Origin of the sequence: Roseibium litorale (assembly GCF_014842915.1) — a bacterium.
GTDB lineage: Bacteria > Pseudomonadota > Alphaproteobacteria > Rhizobiales > Stappiaceae > Roseibium > Roseibium litorale.
On sequence record NZ_JACYXI010000012.1, the window covers coordinates 130,511 to 147,577 of the forward strand.

Annotated in this window: 16 protein-coding genes and 3 pseudogenes; 13 read left to right on the plus strand and 6 right to left on the minus strand. The window is 60.4% G+C overall.

From position 1 onward, the window contains the following. The first annotated feature begins 3 nt into the window (after positions 1-3). A pseudogene (locus IG616_RS17655) lies at positions 4-544 on the plus strand (transposase). 7 nt (positions 545-551) lie between these two features. After that, positions 552-755, plus strand: a pseudogene (locus tag IG616_RS17665) (ATP-binding protein); the annotation flags it as partial. 63 nt (positions 756-818) lie between these two features. On the opposite strand, the pseudogene IG616_RS23445 reads toward IG616_RS17665, so the two are convergent. The 4 genes and pseudogenes from IG616_RS23445 to IG616_RS17680 all read right to left on the minus strand — a co-directional run. Continuing rightward, positions 819-1,001 (minus strand): annotated as a pseudogene (locus IG616_RS23445) (IS110 family transposase); the annotation flags it as partial. A gap of 12 nt (positions 1,002-1,013) precedes the next feature. Continuing rightward, on the minus strand, positions 1,014-1,757 hold the full coding sequence (locus tag IG616_RS17670; RefSeq protein WP_192149498.1) for a TetR/AcrR family transcriptional regulator: 744 nt from the start codon (positions 1,755-1,757) through the stop codon (positions 1,014-1,016). Between the two features lie 637 nt (positions 1,758-2,394). Then, a complete protein-coding gene (locus IG616_RS17675) occupies positions 2,395-3,363 on the minus strand; it encodes an amidohydrolase family protein (RefSeq protein ID WP_192149499.1) in 969 nt (322 codons plus the stop codon). An 18-nt stretch (positions 3,364-3,381) separates the two neighbouring features. Then, positions 3,382-4,563 (minus strand): aminopeptidase P family protein, encoded by a 1,182-nt coding sequence (locus tag IG616_RS17680; RefSeq protein WP_192149500.1) that lies wholly within the window; start codon positions 4,561-4,563, stop codon positions 3,382-3,384. Between the two features lie 62 nt (positions 4,564-4,625). Between IG616_RS17680 and IG616_RS17685 the strand changes: the two genes are divergently transcribed. Next, complete coding sequence (locus IG616_RS17685; protein ID WP_192149501.1) at positions 4,626-4,775, plus strand: hypothetical protein; 150 nt, start codon at positions 4,626-4,628, stop codon at positions 4,773-4,775. 6 nt (positions 4,776-4,781) lie between these two features. Here the strand turns inward: IG616_RS17685 and IG616_RS17690 are convergent, their stop codons facing one another. After that, on the minus strand, positions 4,782-5,771 hold the full coding sequence (locus IG616_RS17690) for a TRAP transporter substrate-binding protein (RefSeq protein ID WP_192149502.1): 990 nt from the start codon (positions 5,769-5,771) through the stop codon (positions 4,782-4,784). Positions 5,772-5,996: 225 nt separating this feature from the next. Beyond that, positions 5,997-6,761, minus strand: coding sequence for an IclR family transcriptional regulator (locus IG616_RS17695; RefSeq protein ID WP_246476288.1), 765 nt, complete (start codon positions 6,759-6,761; stop codon positions 5,997-5,999). 225 nt (positions 6,762-6,986) lie between these two features. Between IG616_RS17695 and IG616_RS17700 the strand changes: the two genes are divergently transcribed. The 10 genes from IG616_RS17700 (at position 6,987) to IG616_RS17745 (ending at position 17,067) form a co-directional block, all read left to right on the plus strand. Then, positions 6,987-7,832: a cyclase family protein gene (locus tag IG616_RS17700; protein WP_209007716.1), complete on the plus strand. Its 846-nt coding sequence runs from the start codon at positions 6,987-6,989 to the stop codon at positions 7,830-7,832. A gap of 82 nt (positions 7,833-7,914) precedes the next feature. Beyond that, entirely contained in the window at positions 7,915-8,262 is a 348-nt protein-coding gene (locus IG616_RS17705) for a cupin domain-containing protein (RefSeq protein WP_192149503.1), read from the plus strand. Further along, complete coding sequence (locus IG616_RS17710) at positions 8,262-9,056, plus strand: SDR family NAD(P)-dependent oxidoreductase (RefSeq protein WP_192149504.1); 795 nt, start codon at positions 8,262-8,264, stop codon at positions 9,054-9,056. The genes IG616_RS17705 and IG616_RS17710 overlap by 1 nt, the downstream gene beginning before the upstream one ends. A gap of 3 nt (positions 9,057-9,059) precedes the next feature. After that, a complete protein-coding gene (locus tag IG616_RS17715; RefSeq protein ID WP_192149505.1) occupies positions 9,060-9,983 on the plus strand; it encodes a 3-hydroxyacyl-CoA dehydrogenase family protein in 924 nt (307 codons plus the stop codon). Between the two features lie 194 nt (positions 9,984-10,177). After that, positions 10,178-10,840, plus strand: a complete 663-nt coding sequence (locus IG616_RS17720) for a DAPG hydrolase family protein (RefSeq protein WP_192149506.1) — start codon at positions 10,178-10,180, stop codon at positions 10,838-10,840. A 38-nt stretch (positions 10,841-10,878) separates the two neighbouring features. After that, positions 10,879-11,808 carry a 3,5-dioxohexanoate:acetyl-CoA acetone transferase gene (gene kce, locus IG616_RS17725; RefSeq protein WP_192149507.1) on the plus strand — a complete coding sequence of 310 codons (930 nt, stop codon included), beginning with the start codon at positions 10,879-10,881 and terminating at the stop codon, positions 11,806-11,808. 119 nt (positions 11,809-11,927) lie between these two features. Next, positions 11,928-12,449, plus strand: a complete 522-nt coding sequence (locus IG616_RS17730) for a TRAP transporter small permease (RefSeq protein ID WP_192149508.1) — start codon at positions 11,928-11,930, stop codon at positions 12,447-12,449. Further along, positions 12,446-13,747, plus strand: a complete 1,302-nt coding sequence (locus IG616_RS17735; protein ID WP_192149509.1) for a TRAP transporter large permease — start codon at positions 12,446-12,448, stop codon at positions 13,745-13,747. Before IG616_RS17730 ends, IG616_RS17735 begins: the two co-directional genes overlap by 4 nt. Positions 13,748-14,002: 255 nt before the next feature. After that, a complete protein-coding gene (locus tag IG616_RS17740) occupies positions 14,003-15,451 on the plus strand; it encodes an aldehyde dehydrogenase (protein WP_343072390.1) in 1,449 nt (482 codons plus the stop codon). Between the two features lie 29 nt (positions 15,452-15,480). Beyond that, a complete protein-coding gene (locus IG616_RS17745) occupies positions 15,481-17,067 on the plus strand; it encodes a phytoene desaturase family protein (RefSeq protein WP_192149511.1) in 1,587 nt (528 codons plus the stop codon).

Sequence of the window (17,067 nt, forward strand, 5' to 3'; positions counted from 1 at the left end):
TTAATGGAAGATGGTGGCCTTTGGATTGCACCCGGATTGTTCCATTCCCGACATTGTCGTTTCCGCTTTGTCGCTGTTCCGCGTGTCGATGACCGGCGGGTGATTTCAAGCATCATTTATGTGCTCAAGCATGGCCTTCAGTGGAAGGATGCGCCGAGTGGAGTCCTCACGACGCTCTACAACCGCTTCCGGCGGTGGGCCGGACTTGGTGTGTTTGACAGGGTTTTCAGCTGCTTGGCATCTAATGACGGGCCACCGGATACGATGATGATCGATGCGGCACACCTCAAAGCCCATCGCACCGCGTCGAGCCTGGTAAAAGGGGGCATTTTCCCGTCACATTGGCCGGACCATCGCGATGTGTCTGACAGCCGGACAGGTTTCTGAATTTTGCAAAACCCAATATAAACAGCGCCATAAGATCGAAAACATGTTCGGGCGGCTGAAAGACTGGCGGCGCATCGCCTCCCGATATGACCGAAGAGCCGATGTCTTCATGGCCGCAATCACCATCGCAACAATCGTCGAATGGTGGATCCAATGAGATCCTGAGCCTAAGTTTCAGCGAATGGGTCAGTGTCTTTGGTGACGCCAAGATGACCACCGCGCTGCTCGTCCGGCTTACCCAGCGTTGCCACATCCTTGAAACCGGAAACGATAGCTTCCGCTTCAACAACAGCCCGGCGCAGGAACCCAAAACGAAGAAGGAGAAAGCTAAGAACTTGACCGAAACCACAGACCCGAAACCTACCTAAAAGGCGGGTCAAATCCTGGTGGAAACGCCGGGTCAGTTCTCATTGGAAATCAACATGCCGTCTCGCAAAGGCCGCGTGGGCCGTGCTTTCTGCGTCGAAATCGTCATTCTTGCCGCGTCGGCGGCGGTCCTGTTTGTCTGGTGTTGTAACCGTCAGGATCTCGACGTCTGCAGTTTGCATATCGCGCAGCGGCCCTGCACCGAAGCTGCCGGAGCATTTGAGCCCGACATGCTGGCGGTCCCCAAAAGGATGTCTGTCTCAGGCGACAGTCTGCTCACCCTCTGTGCCCTGAACGATCTCGTCGAGGAGGACGGGCATAATCGCTTTCATATCAGTTTCGATGGTGGCTTGCGACACGCCGAGGTCCCCGTATCGCTCGATGACGTAGTCCGGCAGGTGTTCGACCTCCTTTTGCTGCAGGCCCAGCATGCGCAGCAACAAGATGGTCGCGTCGCGCTCGATATTTGGCTTTTCGGGCCTTTCAAGGCGAAGATGAACGGCCGTTCCGACAACGGCCAGCAGGCTGGAGAAAAGCAGACGCGATGGTTCGACGTTGAACTCGTGAGCCTGAAGACCGATGAGCACATCCTTGCGGATGCCGCGTGAAATTACCTCGTAGAAGGTGCCCATGTCACCGATTGCCCGCGCGATCAGCCAGCCCCACTCCGGAATCGCCGCGGCACCACGGATAAACACCTGCGTTGCCATCGCGACGCGCTCCGGACCGGAGGCGATCCCGCGTATCTGGCGATCAACCAGTTCCGCCAGCCCTGCGGCGACCGCGCGGCCGACAGCTTCGACGATTTCCTCCTTGTTGGAGAAGTGGTAGTAGAACGTCCCGTGGGAAACCTTGGCCGTGGTGGCGATATCGTCGATCGATGTCTTGCCGATACCCCTGGTTCCGAACTCCATGATCGCACAATCCATGAGAAGGGCACGTGTCCGCATCCGTTTGCCCTGCTCGCCGGCAGCGTCCTGCAGTAGCTTTCCTTTGTGTTTCATGTCTCGCATCCATCTCCCGCTCCGGTCACGCTGGCCGTCGCCCGCAACGGGTCATTCTCGTTGCCAAAGAGCCTCAGGAGTCCGTCCACCCCCTTCATCCCACGGATCAGAACCCATTTATTGACAATGCTGTCAAATTACAATGGGCGAAATCTGGGGACCTGACGTCAGGTGTGTTTGCGTATGGGGCGCGGCGGGCGGGACGGCAAAGTAGACATTCGCCGCATCGTCAGCTGAACGACTGTGCTGCGTGGCCGCGTCCGCGCCGGTTCCACTTGCGACCGGCGCGTGGCGGGAATAACGACCTGTTTGGCTTGTCCCGCGCGGAGCGAAAGCAAGTGGACATAGCCCGCCAGATCGTCGCCGAATGCCGTGTCGTCGGCGCCTTCCGGCAGGTAGACGTCCAGCCGGTTACGTTCGTCAGGCCCGTAGACCTGATTGCCGAGCTTGGCTACCCCGGCCGGCAGATCGCGGCATGAAGCGGCTTGTAGAGCGCCATGGCCTGTCCAATGGTGTCGCGCGTGAGTCTATGGCCGATCTTCCTGAGCTTTTTCTTGATCTTCGGCGTGCGCCGACCACGGTGGCAGTCCTCGTCCAGTTTATCATGGTCCTCCCAATAGCTCTCGGATGATGAAGGTCAGTTCTTGACACCGGCGAGGAGCTGCATCGCGTTTTCGGAGCAGACCGCGCGGCGCTCTTCGCCGATCAAGGGGGCGTTCTCGATCCACTCGCCCGCTTCGGCCGGCTTTTCGAACGGATAGTCGACCGAGAACATGACCCGGTCGCGCCCAAGCGCATCCAATGCGCAGCGCAGCGGTTCGCTCGAGCAGACCCCGGCGGTCGTGACCCAGATGTTGCGCTTAAAATAGTCCGACGGCTTCAACTCGAGCGTCTTGTTGCCGCGGTTCGAGATTTCCCAGCGGCTGTCGAAGCGCCAGAGCTGGTAGGGAAGCGTCTCGCCCATGTGCCCCAGGACGAGCTTCGCCTTCGGGAACCGGTCGAACACACCGCCGAAGACCAGGCGCAGCGCATGATTGCCCGTCTCCACCGTCCAGCCCCATACCGGGCCGAAGAGCTCTGGATGGTTCAGATACATGTAGGGGAGGTCGGGCGGGTTGTAGGGATGGATGTAGATGGGTGCGCCGAGATCTGCCGCGCGTTCCCACAGGACGGAGAAGCGGTCGTCATCCAGATAGGCGCCGTTGGTCTGTCCGTTGATCATGGCGCCGGCCATGCCGAGGTCGCGCACGCAGCGCTCCAGTTCGTCGGCCGCGGCCTTCGGGTCCTGAACGGCGAGATGCGCGAAGCCGCCATAGCGACCTTTGCTGTCGGCCATGTGGCGAGCCAGGAAATCATTGCATTCGGCAGCCTTGCGTACCGCTATGTCGGTGACAGTCTCAGCCTGCACGCCGGGCCCCGACAGCGACAGAATGGCCTTGGAAATGCCGATCGAGTCCATGGCGGAAAGCCGCCGTTCGCCGAAATCTGCAAGCGCTTCCCTGGCCTTGCCAAACATCGCGGGACTGATGTTGATTGCGGTCTTGGCGAAATACTCTTCCATGCCCGGCGCAATGAAATGCTCTTCAAGAGCAATCTTCTCGATCATTGTCTCACTCCATTGCTGTCAGTTGATTTCAAAGATGCACTTTTCGGTTTTATGTTCGCACGCCAGCGGGCCATCTGGTCCGATCGTGTAGTTGTCGCAGATGACGGCGAAGACGCTGCCGTCGTCGTAACCGGGGTGGACGGCGAACGTCATGTTCTCCATGAGCGGCATGGTTTCGTCCTGCCGGATCAACGGGCGCTCCACCATGTCGCTGCCCTGACTGTGGGCGTAGAGGCGCATTTCGGGCGGCAGGCCGCGGGCCGACATCCAGTCATTGTGGGCGGCCAGAATTTCGGCCGGATGCGCGCCCGGCTTCATCAGGCTCAGCGTGTAGTCTTGTGCCTCCACCATTGCGGCGAACTGCTCCTTGAGCTTGTTCGTCGCTTTGCCAAGCACGATCGTCCGAGCAATCTCGCCATAGGCGCCGCCCGGTCCGTTGACTTCGATGAGAATCGTGTAGTGGTCGCCCGGTTCAATGATGCGGCCCTGCATTTGACGCGGATTGAAGCGCGCCGCCGTTCCGATGGGCGCGGAGCCGCACAGCACGATGCCTTGGTCGCTGCCCAGCGCTTGTGCCTTGGCCATTGCGGCGGTTGCGACATCGACGTCGCGCATGCCCGGCTTGATGATTGACAGGACATGCGCGAAGACTGCGTCCTGCAGCCTGCACGTCTGCCTATAGAGCGCGATTTCCTCGGGGCTCTTGACCGCCTTCAGCCGATCGACAATCTCGGTCGCATTGGCAATTTCGATCCCGTCGACGCCGCGGATGGCTGCGACAAGGTCGGATGGCATGGCGCCGGGCGTGACGAGGCCGACGCGCCGGCAACCCGTCAGCTGCTTTGACACGAGTTCGCCGTCCAGCGTATTTGTCTGGGCGATACTTGAGAACGCAGGGGTGGTTGTCTGGATTCCGACGCCGCGATGGATGCCATCCTGTCCGGCAAAATCGCGTGCGCCGCCGAAGGCGCCCATCTCGACAACCGACATCGGCCGGTCTGCAAAGAATATGACGCTACGGAAGTAGCCATTGGTCGCCGGGAAATCCGTCAGCCAGCGTACATGCCCGCCGAGCCAGTCATTGCTGCCGGTGGCGACGATCGCGTCGAGTCCGTGCTTGGCCATCTCGCCGCGAAGCGCGCGCCATCGCCGTTCGAGTTCGCTGTCCGAGACTCCGTTCAGGCGTGCTGATGCCGACATGGCTCTCTCCTCTTCGTGACTATGGGCAGGTCGTGTTCGGTGGAAATTGGGGATTTGGGGCAATGGCGCGTCGGGAGATGGGTCGCCGGTCCGAAGGACCTGTTGTCGAGCGCCCTGCAATTGCGCCCTCCATCATCGGCCGCACCTCGTGCATCCTGTCGGACGCCGGTGCGGATGAGACCGGCATTCACCGGCCGCACCTGCTCCGTTGATGGATACTACTTCACATAGGCGTCGTAGAAGGCCTGGGCCGGTTTGCCCTTCGCGGCGACCGCCGAAATGGCGTCGTTGATCAAGGGCTTCATCAGGTCCTTCATCTTGGAGGCCTCGGTTTCGGGAAGGGCAACGATCTTCACGCCGTTGCTTTCCAGATATGTCTTGCCCGCTGTCTCATGCTCGTTCCATGAATGACCGAAGTGGGTTGCACGGTCGGGACCGGTTGTGTCGGCGATCAGCTTCTGAAGCTTGGGGGAGAGCGCGTCGAAGCGCTGCTGGTTCATCACGACGGCAAAGGTTGCCGACGCAATGCCGTTCGACAGCGAATATTTGAGCGTCGGCCCAAGACCGAAAGACTGCGTTGCCTCGAACGGGAAGGTTGCGGCATCGATGATGCCCTTGGATAAGGCATCGCTCGTTTCACCTGGCGAGACGGGAAGCGGCGAAGCGTCGAGTTTCTCGATGATGTTTTGGAAGACTTTGCCGGCATAGCGGATGCGCAGACCCTTGAAGGCAGCGAGGCTCGTTGGATCCACCTTGGTGAAGTGGAATTTTAGCGGCGGCGTCACTGCCATCCAGAGGATTTTCGTTCCCTCGTGCTCGTCCTTCAGATAGGTGTCCGCCAGTTCGGTCAGACGGCGCGAGGTCACCTCGCTAGACTCGCCCCCGCTCGGATAGGAGAGCGGCAGCCCCGCCAGTTCGGTCAAGGGAAAGCGGCCCGGTGTCGCGCTGTGAAGCACGACGGACACGTCCACAACGCCTTCGCGGACCATTTCATATTGACGGTTGACCGGCCCAAGCTGTCCGGCCGGATAGATCTGCACCGTCAGTTCGCCCATCGATTTCTCCGCCAATTCCTTGCCCCACGCGTCCAGTTCGACGTTGAGGGCATGATTTGGCGGAAGGTAGGTGGATATCTTCAGCGTGTCGGCGATAGCCGGAGCAGAGACGGTCAATACGGCTGCAAAAGCGCCGCGCGCGATGAAATTCATGAGTTCCTCCTCTTGGAGCGCATCTCCCATACGCTTCCATGATACAGTACATCTGTACTGTATTGCGGTCAATGTCGCTAATCGAGAAGGCAAGCGGCCACGCAAACGCCTCGTGACGGGCCGCAGGTAACCAACGTCTTGCGATGAAGGTTATGCGGGCCCGTCGACGCTCGTTCGGGCGCAGTGTCGGGAGGGATCAGGTTCTTTGAACAGTCGGCTCTCGGCCTAGGCGCCGAAGGTTGCCGCCAGCTGTGCCTTGATCTTCAGAAGCGCGGCAGTGACGACCTCTCGCTGCTGGTCGAAGCGCGACGTGGGAATTGGCACGGAAATCGCGTGAAGCGCGCCGCGCCAGTCGCCGAACGCGACGCCGGCCGCCGATATGCCCGGCGAGTGCTCGTCGAGATCATAGGCGACACCTTCCTCGCGGACACGCTGGAGCAATTGGTCGAAGGCGGGCCACGAATGAGTGCTGCCGCGCTGATCCCACTCGGCCTGAACAAGACCTTGCGCGGTTTCTATAGGCAAGGCGGCCAGCACGGCACGGCCGTTGGCCGTATCGGTCAGCGGAAACACGTCGCCGACTGCCGAAATTGCGCGGAGGCGCTGCATCCCCGAGACCTGATCGAGGAAAATCATCGATTGCCCGCGCAGCACCGAAAGGTCCGCAGTCTCATCCGTCAGTTTGACCAGTTCGACGAGATAAGGGCGACAGATGTCGACGACGTTGAACTTCACCGCTTCTGCCAGCGCCGTCACTTCTGGACCGAGCCTGATCCCTGAACTACCGGCGGCGAAGACCAGCCGCTCGTCCTGCAGGGCCGCAACGATACGCTGGACTGTCGACCTGGGCAGACCGACGCGTTCGGCGATCTGACCAAGCGACAGACCGTTGGGGTCCTCGCGCAGCGCGCGCAAAACCGCCGCTGCCCTGGAAATCACCTGTATGCCGCCGCGCGTCAGTGCCGCGTCTTCCTTCATGTGCTCTGCCATCAGTTTCACCGTGTGTCGCTTACCGCCTTCTTACACGACCGGCGCAGAAAAGCCATAGGAACGTAAACCGCAATACGATACAATAGTACCATATAAAGAAACATCTTGACCGGTATGCGATGCAAATGCATCATGATGCGGTATAGAGTTGATGGCGCGAGAGTTCGGCATCAGAAACAGGCAGCGTTCGCTTCTACTGGTGACGCGCGTTCGGGAGGATGAAAAATGGTCAAGATCCGTGGGATTGAATTCGAGGGCAATACGGACAACTCGATGGGGCTTGAGTTTTACAACCTCAGCCATCGTTTCGGCTATCAGTCACCCAACTGGCCATATTTCGAAGATGTGAAGATCGAGCGCATTCATTACATGGCGAAGTCGGGCGTGCTGTCACAGCGCATCACCACCTCGATGCACAATACGACCCACATTGATGCACCGGCGCACGTTGTTCAGGGGACACCGTTCATCGACGAAGTGCCGCTGCCGCATTTCTTCGGCTCCGGCCTGGTTGTCTCGATCCCGAAGAAGCAGTGGGAGCAGATCACCTATGACGATCTGGAAAAGGCGGCCGGAAAGGCTGTGCGCCCCGGCGACGTGATCATCGTCAATACGGGCTACCACCACATCTACGATGACAGCGAGGACTACTTCCTGCGCGCGCCCGGTTTCGTGCCGTCCGCTGCCGACTGGTTCATCGAGAAGAAGGTCAAGGTTGTCGGTCACGACACCCAGGCCAACGACCATCCGCTGGCGACCGCGATCGGTCCGCATGGCATCGGTCCGATCATCAACCACGTCGACCTGAAGCAGGAATATTACGAGTGGTCCGGTGGTCGCGACTGGAAGGACGACTTTCCCGAATGGGAGCCGGTTCATCGCAAGCTGTTCAAGGCGGGCATTCTCGGCATCGAGAATGTCGGGGGCGACCTCGACGCAGTGACCGGCAAGCGCGTCACCTTTGCCTTCTTCCCCTGGAACTGGGATCGCGGTGACGGCTGCATCATCCGCCTCGTCGCCATGATCGACAAGGGGCAGAACTACAGGATCGAAGCCGGCACGGCGTTCTGACGAACCCGCGCACGCCGCACCTCGCGGCGTGCGTGTTCGCGACCGGCTTTTGCGAACAAGATCAGGCATAGGGAGGTGCGTGATGCATGTGAAGCGATTTGAGGACGCCAAGTCCTATGAGGCGCCCAATCACTGGGGCGTGGTGGGTCTGCGTCTGCAGGGGTTCGAGGAGGGCGGCCCGACCAACCAGTGGGTCGGTCTCAGCCAGTTCCTGCCGGGCGGCGGCGCCGGACCGGACAGTTCGCCGGTCGAAAAGATTTACGTGATCCTGTCGGGCGAGATGACGGTGATTGTCGACGGCAAGGAAACGGTCCTGCGTCAGTATGACAGCTGCACCATTCCGGCCCACGAGGTTCGCAAGATCGAGAACCGCTCCAACCATGTTTGCGCGATGCTCGTCGTGATTCCCTTTCCGAAGGAGACGAAGTGATGTCGCTTTCCAATCCGCTTTCCATGTTTGACGTCAAGGGCAAGGCCGCTCTGATCACTGGCGCCTCCGGTGCCTTCGGCATGGTCGCCGCCCGTACGCTTGCGGGGGCCGGCTGCAAGCTGGTTCTGGCTGCCGGTAATCTCGCCCCGCTGTCTGAAATCGCCGGCGAATGCCGCGCCTCAGGCGCTGAGGTGCATGAGGTGAATGCGCGGCCTAACAGCGAAAAGGCTGCCGACGCGCTCGTGGCCGAAACGGTCAAGGCGTTTGGCGCGATCGATATTCTCGTGGTCGCCTCGGGCATGAACAAGGTTGCCAAGATCGACGAGATGGACCTGACTGCCTTTCAATCGGTGATGGACGCCAACGTCACCCAGAGCTGGCTGCTTTCGCGCGCCGCCACCCGTCAGATGAAGGTCCAAGGCATGGGCGGCAAGATCGTGCTTGTCAGTTCGGCGCGCGGTCTTCTCGGTCATCCGGCGGGCTATACCGCCTATTGTGCTTCCAAGGCTGCGGTAGACGGAATCACCAAGGCGCTCGGCTGCGAGCTTGGCCCGACCGGCATCACGGTCAATGCTATCGCTCCGACTGTGTTCCGTTCACCGCTGACTGCCTGGATGTATGAGGAGACCGAGCAAGCGACAGCCGTGCGCAACGGCTTCCTCGCCCGCGTCCCCAAGGGGCGGCTCGGCGAACCGGAAGATTTGGCCGGTCCCTTGCTCTTTCTCGCCTCGCGAGCATCGGACTTCTACACCGGCCATATTCTCTATGCCGACGGCGGCTATACGGCGGGCTGAGCGATGAGCAACCAATGGATCGGTGTCATCGGTGCCGGCCTCATGGGACACGGCATCGCGCTGACCTTCGCCAAAGCGGGGTACCGGGTCGCCATCCACGACCCGGTTCAGGCCGCGCGCGACGGCGTGAAGGCACGAATTTCTGAGAGCCTCACCATCATGGGCGAGGCCCCGGAGGGCGTTTCAGCCGTCCTCGACCGTGTCGAGGTTCGCGACACGCTTGCGGGCACCGTTCAGGCGACGTCGACCGTCTTCGAGGCGGCTCCGGAAAAAATGGAGCTGAAGCAGGCGATCTTTGCCGAGATCGAGGCGCATGCGCCGAGCGATGCGATCCTTGCATCGAACACCTCGGTCATGCCGATCACGCAGATCATGTCGAAGCTGCAGAACAAGGGTAGGGCGATCGGCACCCATTGGTGGAACCCGCCCCATCTCATTCCTCTGGTCGAAGTCGTGCGGACGGAGTGGACCGAGGATGCTGTCGCCGAAACCGCGATGGCGCTGTTGTTGGAGGCGGGCAAGACGCCGGTCCTCGTCGCCAAGGATGTGCCGGGCTTTATCGGAAACCGGCTCCAGCATGCCTTGTGGCGCGAGGCGATCAGTCTCGTCGAGCGCGGTATTTGCGATGCCGCCTCTGTCGACACTGTCATCAAGAATTGTTTCGGGAGGCGGCTTTCGGTGCTCGGGCCGCTGGAGAATGCCGACCTGGTCGGGCTTGACCTGACCCTCGACATTCACAGCCAGGTTCTTGCCGATCTTGAGGCAAGGCAGGGACCCTCGCCACTCTTGGAGGAGATGGTGCGCGAGGGGCGGATCGGCATGAAATCCGGCCGTGGCTTCTACGACTGGACGCCGGAGGAAGCGTCCGCCGTGCGCAGCCGTGTGTCGACGCATCTGCAAAAACTGGAGACCATTCTGCCGGAATGAGGGCGGCGAACCGCCCCGCACAACTCGCTCGGAGGAGAGACGAGATGAGCATGCCAGTGACTTACACATCTCGGATTCCGCAGACGCCGTTGCCTGAGACGGCGGCGGTCTTGGCGCATGCATCGCAACGCGGCACCGCCCCTTCTCCCAGCATCATTTATCGCCACAAAAGCATGTTGAGGGAGTGAGGCATCATGCGCTTTGAAGAGAGAGACGACCTTCTTAAACCCGGTTATCTGAAACTCGAAAGCGGCATTCAGCGCTACGATGACGGCTATGTCACGATCGCTGCGCTGACCCGCATGCCGCATTGCCGCGCCAAGATGGTTCACTGGTGGTTCGGCTGGCTCGGCGGGACGGATCAGTACAAATTGTGGCATCCGCGCGACCACGTCTTTTCCGACTGGGAGGACCGGGGCAATGGCGGCAATTACTATGGCGCCAAGCATCTGGTGCATGAACGGCTGGGCGATTCCAGTCCGATCCACAAGCTGAGGATCCATTTCCGCGATCCGCACGAGATTTTCGACCATGCAGGTTACGACGCGGTGGACGGCGTTGCCGTGTGTGCGAGGGCGGGATCGCTGGAGAAGCCCGTGAATATGGGCCACATGTGCCACTTCGTGCGGAACACGGATTTCGGCTGTGAGATGCGTACGCGCTTCTGGTTCGGTGACATCCACAGTCAGGACCCCGGTCAAACCCTTCCCGAGGATATGCGGGCCGGTATCCGGCATGCGGCATTGACCGACGACTTCTGCCACGGGCTCCATCAGCACGCGACCGAGGAGATGGGCTACCTCGCAGACCTGTTGCCGGTTCTTTACCGGCAGATCACTGGAGACGCCTCGTTCTGAGAGGTCTCAATCGCGGACGAGCTTTCAAGGAGCCTGATATGGCCAAGCAAAAGACCATCATCACCTGCGCTATCACCGGCGCGATCCACACGCCGACCATGTCGGATGCGCTGCCCTACACGCCTGATGATATTGCGCGTCAGGCCATTGATGCGGCGGAAGCCGGCGCCTCGATCCTGCATTTGCACGCGCGACGGCCGACCGACGGCGGTGTGTCGATCGACCCAAAGGATTTCTCCGCCTTTCTCCCCCGTATCAAGCAGGCGACGAACGCGGTGATCAACATCTCGACCGGAGGCAGCCTGAAGAACACGATCGAAGAGCGCATTGCGCCCGCTCTCGCCTTCTCGCCAGAAATGTGCTCGATGAACATGGGCTCAATGAACTTCTCGTTCCATCCGCTCGCCCAGCGCTACGAGGCGTTCAAGTTCGACTGGGAAAAGGACTATATCGCCAATTCCGACACCTACATCTTCCGTAACACGTTCGCCGACATTGGCAATGCGGCGACACAGTTGGCGCCCCACGGCACCAAGTTTGAGCACGAGTGCTACGATGTCGGCCATCTCTACAATCTGAAATTCTGCATGGATATCGGTTTGTTCAAGGCGCCGATCTTCATCCAGTTCATCTTCGGCATTCTCGGCGGCATCGGTCCCGAGGTCGACAACCTCATTTTCATGAAGCGCACGGCCGACCGGCTGTTCGGCAAAGATTACCGCTGGTCGGTGCTCGGTGCCGGCGGCGCCCAGATGTCGCTTGCCTCGACCGCCAGTCAGATGGGCGGCAACGTTCGTGTCGGGCTCGAGGACAGCCTCTTCATCGAGCGCGGCAAGCTCGCCACCAGCAATGCCCAGCAGGTCGCCAAGATCCGGCGCATCGTCGAGGACCTTGGGTGCACCGTGGCATCGCCTGAGGAGGCGCGCGAGATCCTCGCCCTCAAGGGGGGCGACAACGTCAACTTCTGATGTGTGGCCCGGCATGCGGGATGCCTCGGGCCAACCGCTTCACCCCCAAGGGATCATAGTGTCGTGCCGTCACGGACAGGTACATCTCGCCGCTCGGGCGAGGGGAAACGGAGGATCAGATGGCTTCTAGGATTTCGACTATGCTCGAGGCGCTTTTCGAGCTGCTTTTCAAGCTTTCGATGCTGGCGCTTGCGGCGATGATGCTCGTGGTCGTTTGTGACGTGACCTCGCGCTATCTGTTCAATCACCCGATCCGGGGCGCCTATGATCTCGTCGAGACGCTGCTCCCCGTCACCATCTTCTTCGGACTGCCTGCCGTCGTGGCGGGGCGCCATGACATTGTGATCGACCTGATCGACGCGATCATGCCGCATGGTCTCAGACGGGTTCTCATCGGCGCCTCGAGCCTGCTCGGGCTCGTCATGCTGTGCTTCGTCGAGTGGGCGATGTGGGGGCCTGCACAGCAAGCCTATCGCTACGGCGACGTGAAACTCGAACTCAACATGCCTGTCTGGATCCTCTGGATCCCGGCCTTCCTAGGCATCGGAGCAACCATTCTTGCCGCTCTCAAGGTCCTGCTCGACGTGATCGCAGGCAATTCTAAGGATGCAGCACGGGACGAAGGGACGAAATTCGAATGACCGCCACGTTTCTCGGTTTCTGCCTCATCGGCCTGCTTTTCCTGCTGCTCTTCCTGCGGGTCTCGATCTGGATCGGGCTGCTCGTCACCGGTGTCCTCGGCAACATCATTCTCAACAGCCTCGGTGTGGCGCTGTCGGTCACGGGTGCTAACACCTTTGATTCCGCCAGCAATTACGGCCTGTCGGTGGTCCCGCTCTTCATTCTCATGGGGGACGTCGCCTCGGGCTCGCGGCTTTCCAGCGAACTCTTCCAGGCGGCGCGCGTCATCCTGTCGGGCGTGCGCGGCGGGTTGGCGATTGCTGCCATCGGTGCGTCCGGTGCTTTCGGCGCGGTTTGCGGTTCGTCGATTGCCACGGCAGCCACGATGACGCGGATCGCCATCCCCGAAATGCGCAAGGCAAACTATGAAGACGGCTTCGCGGCCTCATCGGTGGCAGCCGGCGGTAGCCTCGGCATCCTCATACCGCCGTCGATCATCCTGGTCATCTACGGCGCGATCGCCGAACAGTCAGTGCAGAACCTGTTCGCCGCCGCCTTCATTCCCGGCATCGTGCTGCTCGTCCTCTACATACTGATCGCCATCTGGATTGCAAATCGCAACCCGGAAAAGGCACCGGCCGATCCGGCCGCCAGCTTTCTGGACAGGCTGAAGGCCCTAAGGGAACCGTGGCAGTTCATCGTTCTCTTCATTGTGACGATCGGCGGCATCTATGCCGGAATATTCAGCCCCAACGAGGCAGCCGCGATCGGCGCTTTTGGCGCCATCGTGCTCGGCTTCCTCGGACGCAGACTGACGATGGCGCAACTCGTACGATGCTTCAGGACCAGCGTGATCACGAGCTGCGCCTTGTTCATGATCGTCATAGCCGCAAACCTGTTTTCCAATTTTGTTGTCCAGACCCAGTTGCCGGACGTTCTGCTCAGCGCCGCGCATGCTGCCGGCTTCGCGCCATGGGGCATCATGGTGACCATTATCGCAGTCTACATCCTGCTTGGCTGCTTTTTGGAGGGCATCGGCATGGTACTGATAACTGTGCCGGTCTTCCTGCCGGTGGTCACGGGCTACGGCTACAACCCCGTCTGGTTCGCCATCATCGTGGTCATTGTCGTGGAACTCGGGCTCATCCATCCGCCCGTCGGCATGAACCTGTTCGTGATACAGGCGCAATTGCCCGACGTCAGGATCGGCCAGATGTATCGCGGCATCCTGCCGTTCCTCGTGGCGCCGTTCGCGCTGATCCTGCTGCTCTTCCTGTTCCCGCAACTGGCCCTGTGGCTGCCCTCGGTTCTCTATTGAGCCGGGGGAGTGCTGCAGCAGGCCGGCGTTGAGCATCTCAGGCAGTCCTATCGGGGAACGGGTCGAGAGTCCGGGGCTATGAGCCGCTCTGCGCATCATCGAAGGGCACTCGGCATGGCCCCTGAAGTTGGTCTCAAACGATTATTGACGATATCGTCAGAAAATGCATAAATGACAACATTGTCAGTTCTTGGGTCGCGGTCGGTTGAGGAGCCTTGTCGATCTGGAAGGAACGGACGGGAGGAGGAGTTTCGAGTGCAAAGCGCGCTATACATTGACAACCGCTCCGTTGCTGCGAGCGGCAACGCGACGTCGGTCAGATTGAACCCCGTCACGGATATCGCAGCGACGGTTTTCGCCGCAGCGACGCCGCAAGACTGCATCGCGGCTGTCAAGTCTGCCGCCGCCGCATTTCCATCCTGGTCGAAGACAGGGCCGAACACGCGGCGCGACATTCTCCTGAAGGCGTCTGCTCTGCTTGAGGAGCGCGCCGACCAGTTCGTCGACGCGATGATGAACGAGACGGGGGCATCCATGCCCTGGGTGCGCTTCAACATCCGCCTGGCGGCCGGGATGCTGCGCGAGGCCGCTTCGATCACTACCCATATCAAGGGCGAGATCATTCCGGCCGACAAGCCGGGGGCCTATGCGTTCGCTTTCCGGCGTCCGGTTGGCGTCGTGTTGTCGATCGTGCCGTGGAATGCGCCCGTCATTCTGGCGGTCCGCGCATTCGGCACCGCACTCGCTTGCGGAAATACGGTCGTGTTGAAGGGGTCAGAGCGCAGCCCCGCCACGCAGTTCCTGCTGACGAAGGTCATGATCGACGCCGGACTGCCTGCGGGCGTGATGAACTATGTCACCCATACCCGGGAAGATGCTGCCGAGGTCGTTGAGGCGATGATCGCATGCGATGAGGTCCGCCGGGTCAACTTCACCGGATCCACCGCAACCGGCCGGGTCATCGCGCAACTGGGAGCCAAGTACCTGAAGCCGGTTCTGCTGGAGCTGGGTGGCAAGGCGCCGCTGCTGGTTCTGGAGGACGCCGACATCGACAACGCTGTCCGCGCGGCAGCCTTTGGCGGCTACATGCATCAGGGGCAGATCTGCATGTCGACCGAACGGATCGTGCTCGACGCCAAAATCGCCGATGAGTTCGCCGCAAAAATGAAGGCGAAGGTCGGAACCTTGAGCGCGGGCGACCCCCAAAAGTCCAATACGCCGCTCGGCGGGCTGATCGACAAGGATGCCGCGGGCCGGGTTGAAGGACTTATTGAAGACGCGATTGCGAAAGGCGCGGTGGCCCTTGTGCGGGGCAGCAGGGATGGTGCGGTGATGCAGCCGACCCTGCTGGATCGTGTCACCCCAGACATGAATATCTACTACGAGGAGTCCTTCGGGCCCGTCACCTGCATGATGCGGGTAAACGACATCGAAGAAGCGATCAGCGTTGCCAATGACACCGAATACGGCCTGAAGGCCGGGATTTTCTCCCGCGACGTGAAGCGTGCCCTGGAGATTGCGGACCGGTTGGAATTCGGCTGCTGCCACATCAATGGACCGACCGTCTACGACGAGGCGCAGATGCCGCTCGGCGGCATGAAAGCCTCCGGTTACGGGCGCTTTGGCGGGCATGCGGGCATCCATGAATTCACGGAAATTCATTGGGTGTCGGTCGAAGACCCCAATCAGCATTACCCGATCTGATCGAGACTAAATTGCAGGAGGAGAGTAACTTGGCTTCGACTTACGATTTCATCGTGATCGGCTCAGGTCATAACGGATTGACGGCAGCGAGCTATCTTGCCAAGGCGGGCAAGAAGATCCTGGTGCTCGAACGCAACGACTGGTACGGCGGCGGCGTCGTGACCAAGGAAATTCTGGCGCCCGGGTTCAAGTTCGACTTGCACTCGTCACTGCATGTGAACATCCAGGCCAACCCGCTCATCATCAATGACGAGCTGAAACTTCAATCCAAATACGGACTGAAATATCTCTATCCGGACGGCGTCTACTCGACGATGTTCGACGACGGCACGGCGCTCATCACCTACAAAGACATCGACAAAACCTGCGAGTCGATTGCTCAGTTCTCCCGCAAGGACGCCGAGGCCTACAAGCGCTTCGCGGAAATGAGCATGAAAATCCTGCCGATGGTGACGCAGAGCCTTTTCGTGCCGGCTCTGCCGCAGGGGCCGTTCTATGCACTGCTCGACCAGAGCCTGGAAGGTCAGGAGATGATGCGGGCGTTGCAGATGTCGAAGCTCGACATCTGCCGCGAATTCTTCGAAAGCGACAAGCTGATCATTCACCTGCTGAAATTTGCCGCCGAGACGCTGACGGCGCCGGAGGAAATGGGCACCGGCTTTGTCATCTACACGATGCCAGGCATGGTGCACCGCCATCCGATCGGTGTTCCGGTCGGTGGATCTGGTGCGTTGGTCGATGCGCTTATCGCCTGCTTGAAGGATTACGGCGGGGAGTTGCGCGACCGAATTCACGTCGAGAAGGTTTTGGTTGAGAACGGCAAGGCCGTAGGCGTCCGGCTGGAGGGTGGTGAAGTCATCCGCGCTCGAGACGGCATCATTGGTCAGATTCATCCCCATCTCCTCGGCGACATGGTGGATGGGCTGGATCAGGGAATGGTTGCACGTGCCAAGAGAGTGCAGAACGGCGCGTTTTCGATCATGCCGCAGCACTATGCGCTGAACGAAACCCCGAAGTTCAAGGCAGGCGAAGAAGCCGGCCGGGTGATCCTGCAGAACTACACGCCGTCGACGCTGGAGCGTTTTCTGCGCGTCTTCGACAATTATCGCTATGGCGACATGTGGGCGGAAGGCTCCAACGACACGATCATGGCCTCGCACATGCAGTGCCAGTTCGACCCCACCCAGGTGCCGGAGGGCAAATGCGCCATTACGGTCTATGGCTTCGGGCCGTATGAGCTGCGCGGCGGCGGCGCCTCCGAATGGGACCGGCGCAACAAGGAAATGGCCGATTGGTTACTGGAGCGCTTCCGCGACTATACTACCAACATGACCGACGACAACATCATCGGGCGACGGTTCGACAGCCCGCTGGAAGTCTCGCGTCACTCGCCGATGTTCCAGCGTGGCGACGTCTCGGGGGTCGGTGAATATCTGCACCAGATCGGCGGCCAGCGCCCGACACCGGAACTTGCCAAGCTCAAGGTGCCCGGCGTCGAAGGTCTCTATCTGACCGGCACCGCCATCAATGTGTCCTCGGTCAGCGGCGCGGGCCGCGCCACGGCCATCAAGATTTGCCAGGACATGAAGATCAACTTCGACAAGCTGTGCGGGTGA

Bases quoted from the DNA above. Each gene is read 5' to 3' on its own strand.
- IG616_RS17670 (WP_192149498.1), bottom strand. From the start codon at position 1,757: ATGAAACACAAAGGAAAGCTACTGCAGGACGCTGCCGGCGAGCAGGGC.
- IG616_RS17675 (WP_192149499.1), bottom strand. From the start codon at position 3,363: ATGATCGAGAAGATTGCTCTTGAAGAGCATTTCATTGCGCCGGGCATG.
- IG616_RS17680 (WP_192149500.1), bottom strand. From the start codon at position 4,563: ATGTCGGCATCAGCACGCCTGAACGGAGTCTCGGACAGCGAACTCGAA.
- IG616_RS17685 (WP_192149501.1), top strand. From the start codon at position 4,626: ATGGCGCGTCGGGAGATGGGTCGCCGGTCCGAAGGACCTGTTGTCGAG.
- IG616_RS17690 (WP_192149502.1), bottom strand. From the start codon at position 5,771: ATGAATTTCATCGCGCGCGGCGCTTTTGCAGCCGTATTGACCGTCTCT.
- IG616_RS17695 (WP_246476288.1), bottom strand. From the start codon at position 6,761: ATGGCAGAGCACATGAAGGAAGACGCGGCACTGACGCGCGGCGGCATA.
- IG616_RS17700 (WP_209007716.1), top strand. From the start codon at position 6,987: ATGGTCAAGATCCGTGGGATTGAATTCGAGGGCAATACGGACAACTCG.
- IG616_RS17705 (WP_192149503.1), top strand. From the start codon at position 7,915: ATGCATGTGAAGCGATTTGAGGACGCCAAGTCCTATGAGGCGCCCAAT.
- IG616_RS17710 (WP_192149504.1), top strand. From the start codon at position 8,262: ATGTCGCTTTCCAATCCGCTTTCCATGTTTGACGTCAAGGGCAAGGCC.
- IG616_RS17715 (WP_192149505.1), top strand. From the start codon at position 9,060: ATGAGCAACCAATGGATCGGTGTCATCGGTGCCGGCCTCATGGGACAC.
- IG616_RS17720 (WP_192149506.1), top strand. From the start codon at position 10,178: ATGCGCTTTGAAGAGAGAGACGACCTTCTTAAACCCGGTTATCTGAAA.
- kce (WP_192149507.1), top strand. From the start codon at position 10,879: ATGGCCAAGCAAAAGACCATCATCACCTGCGCTATCACCGGCGCGATC.
- IG616_RS17730 (WP_192149508.1), top strand. From the start codon at position 11,928: ATGGCTTCTAGGATTTCGACTATGCTCGAGGCGCTTTTCGAGCTGCTT.
- IG616_RS17735 (WP_192149509.1), top strand. From the start codon at position 12,446: ATGACCGCCACGTTTCTCGGTTTCTGCCTCATCGGCCTGCTTTTCCTG.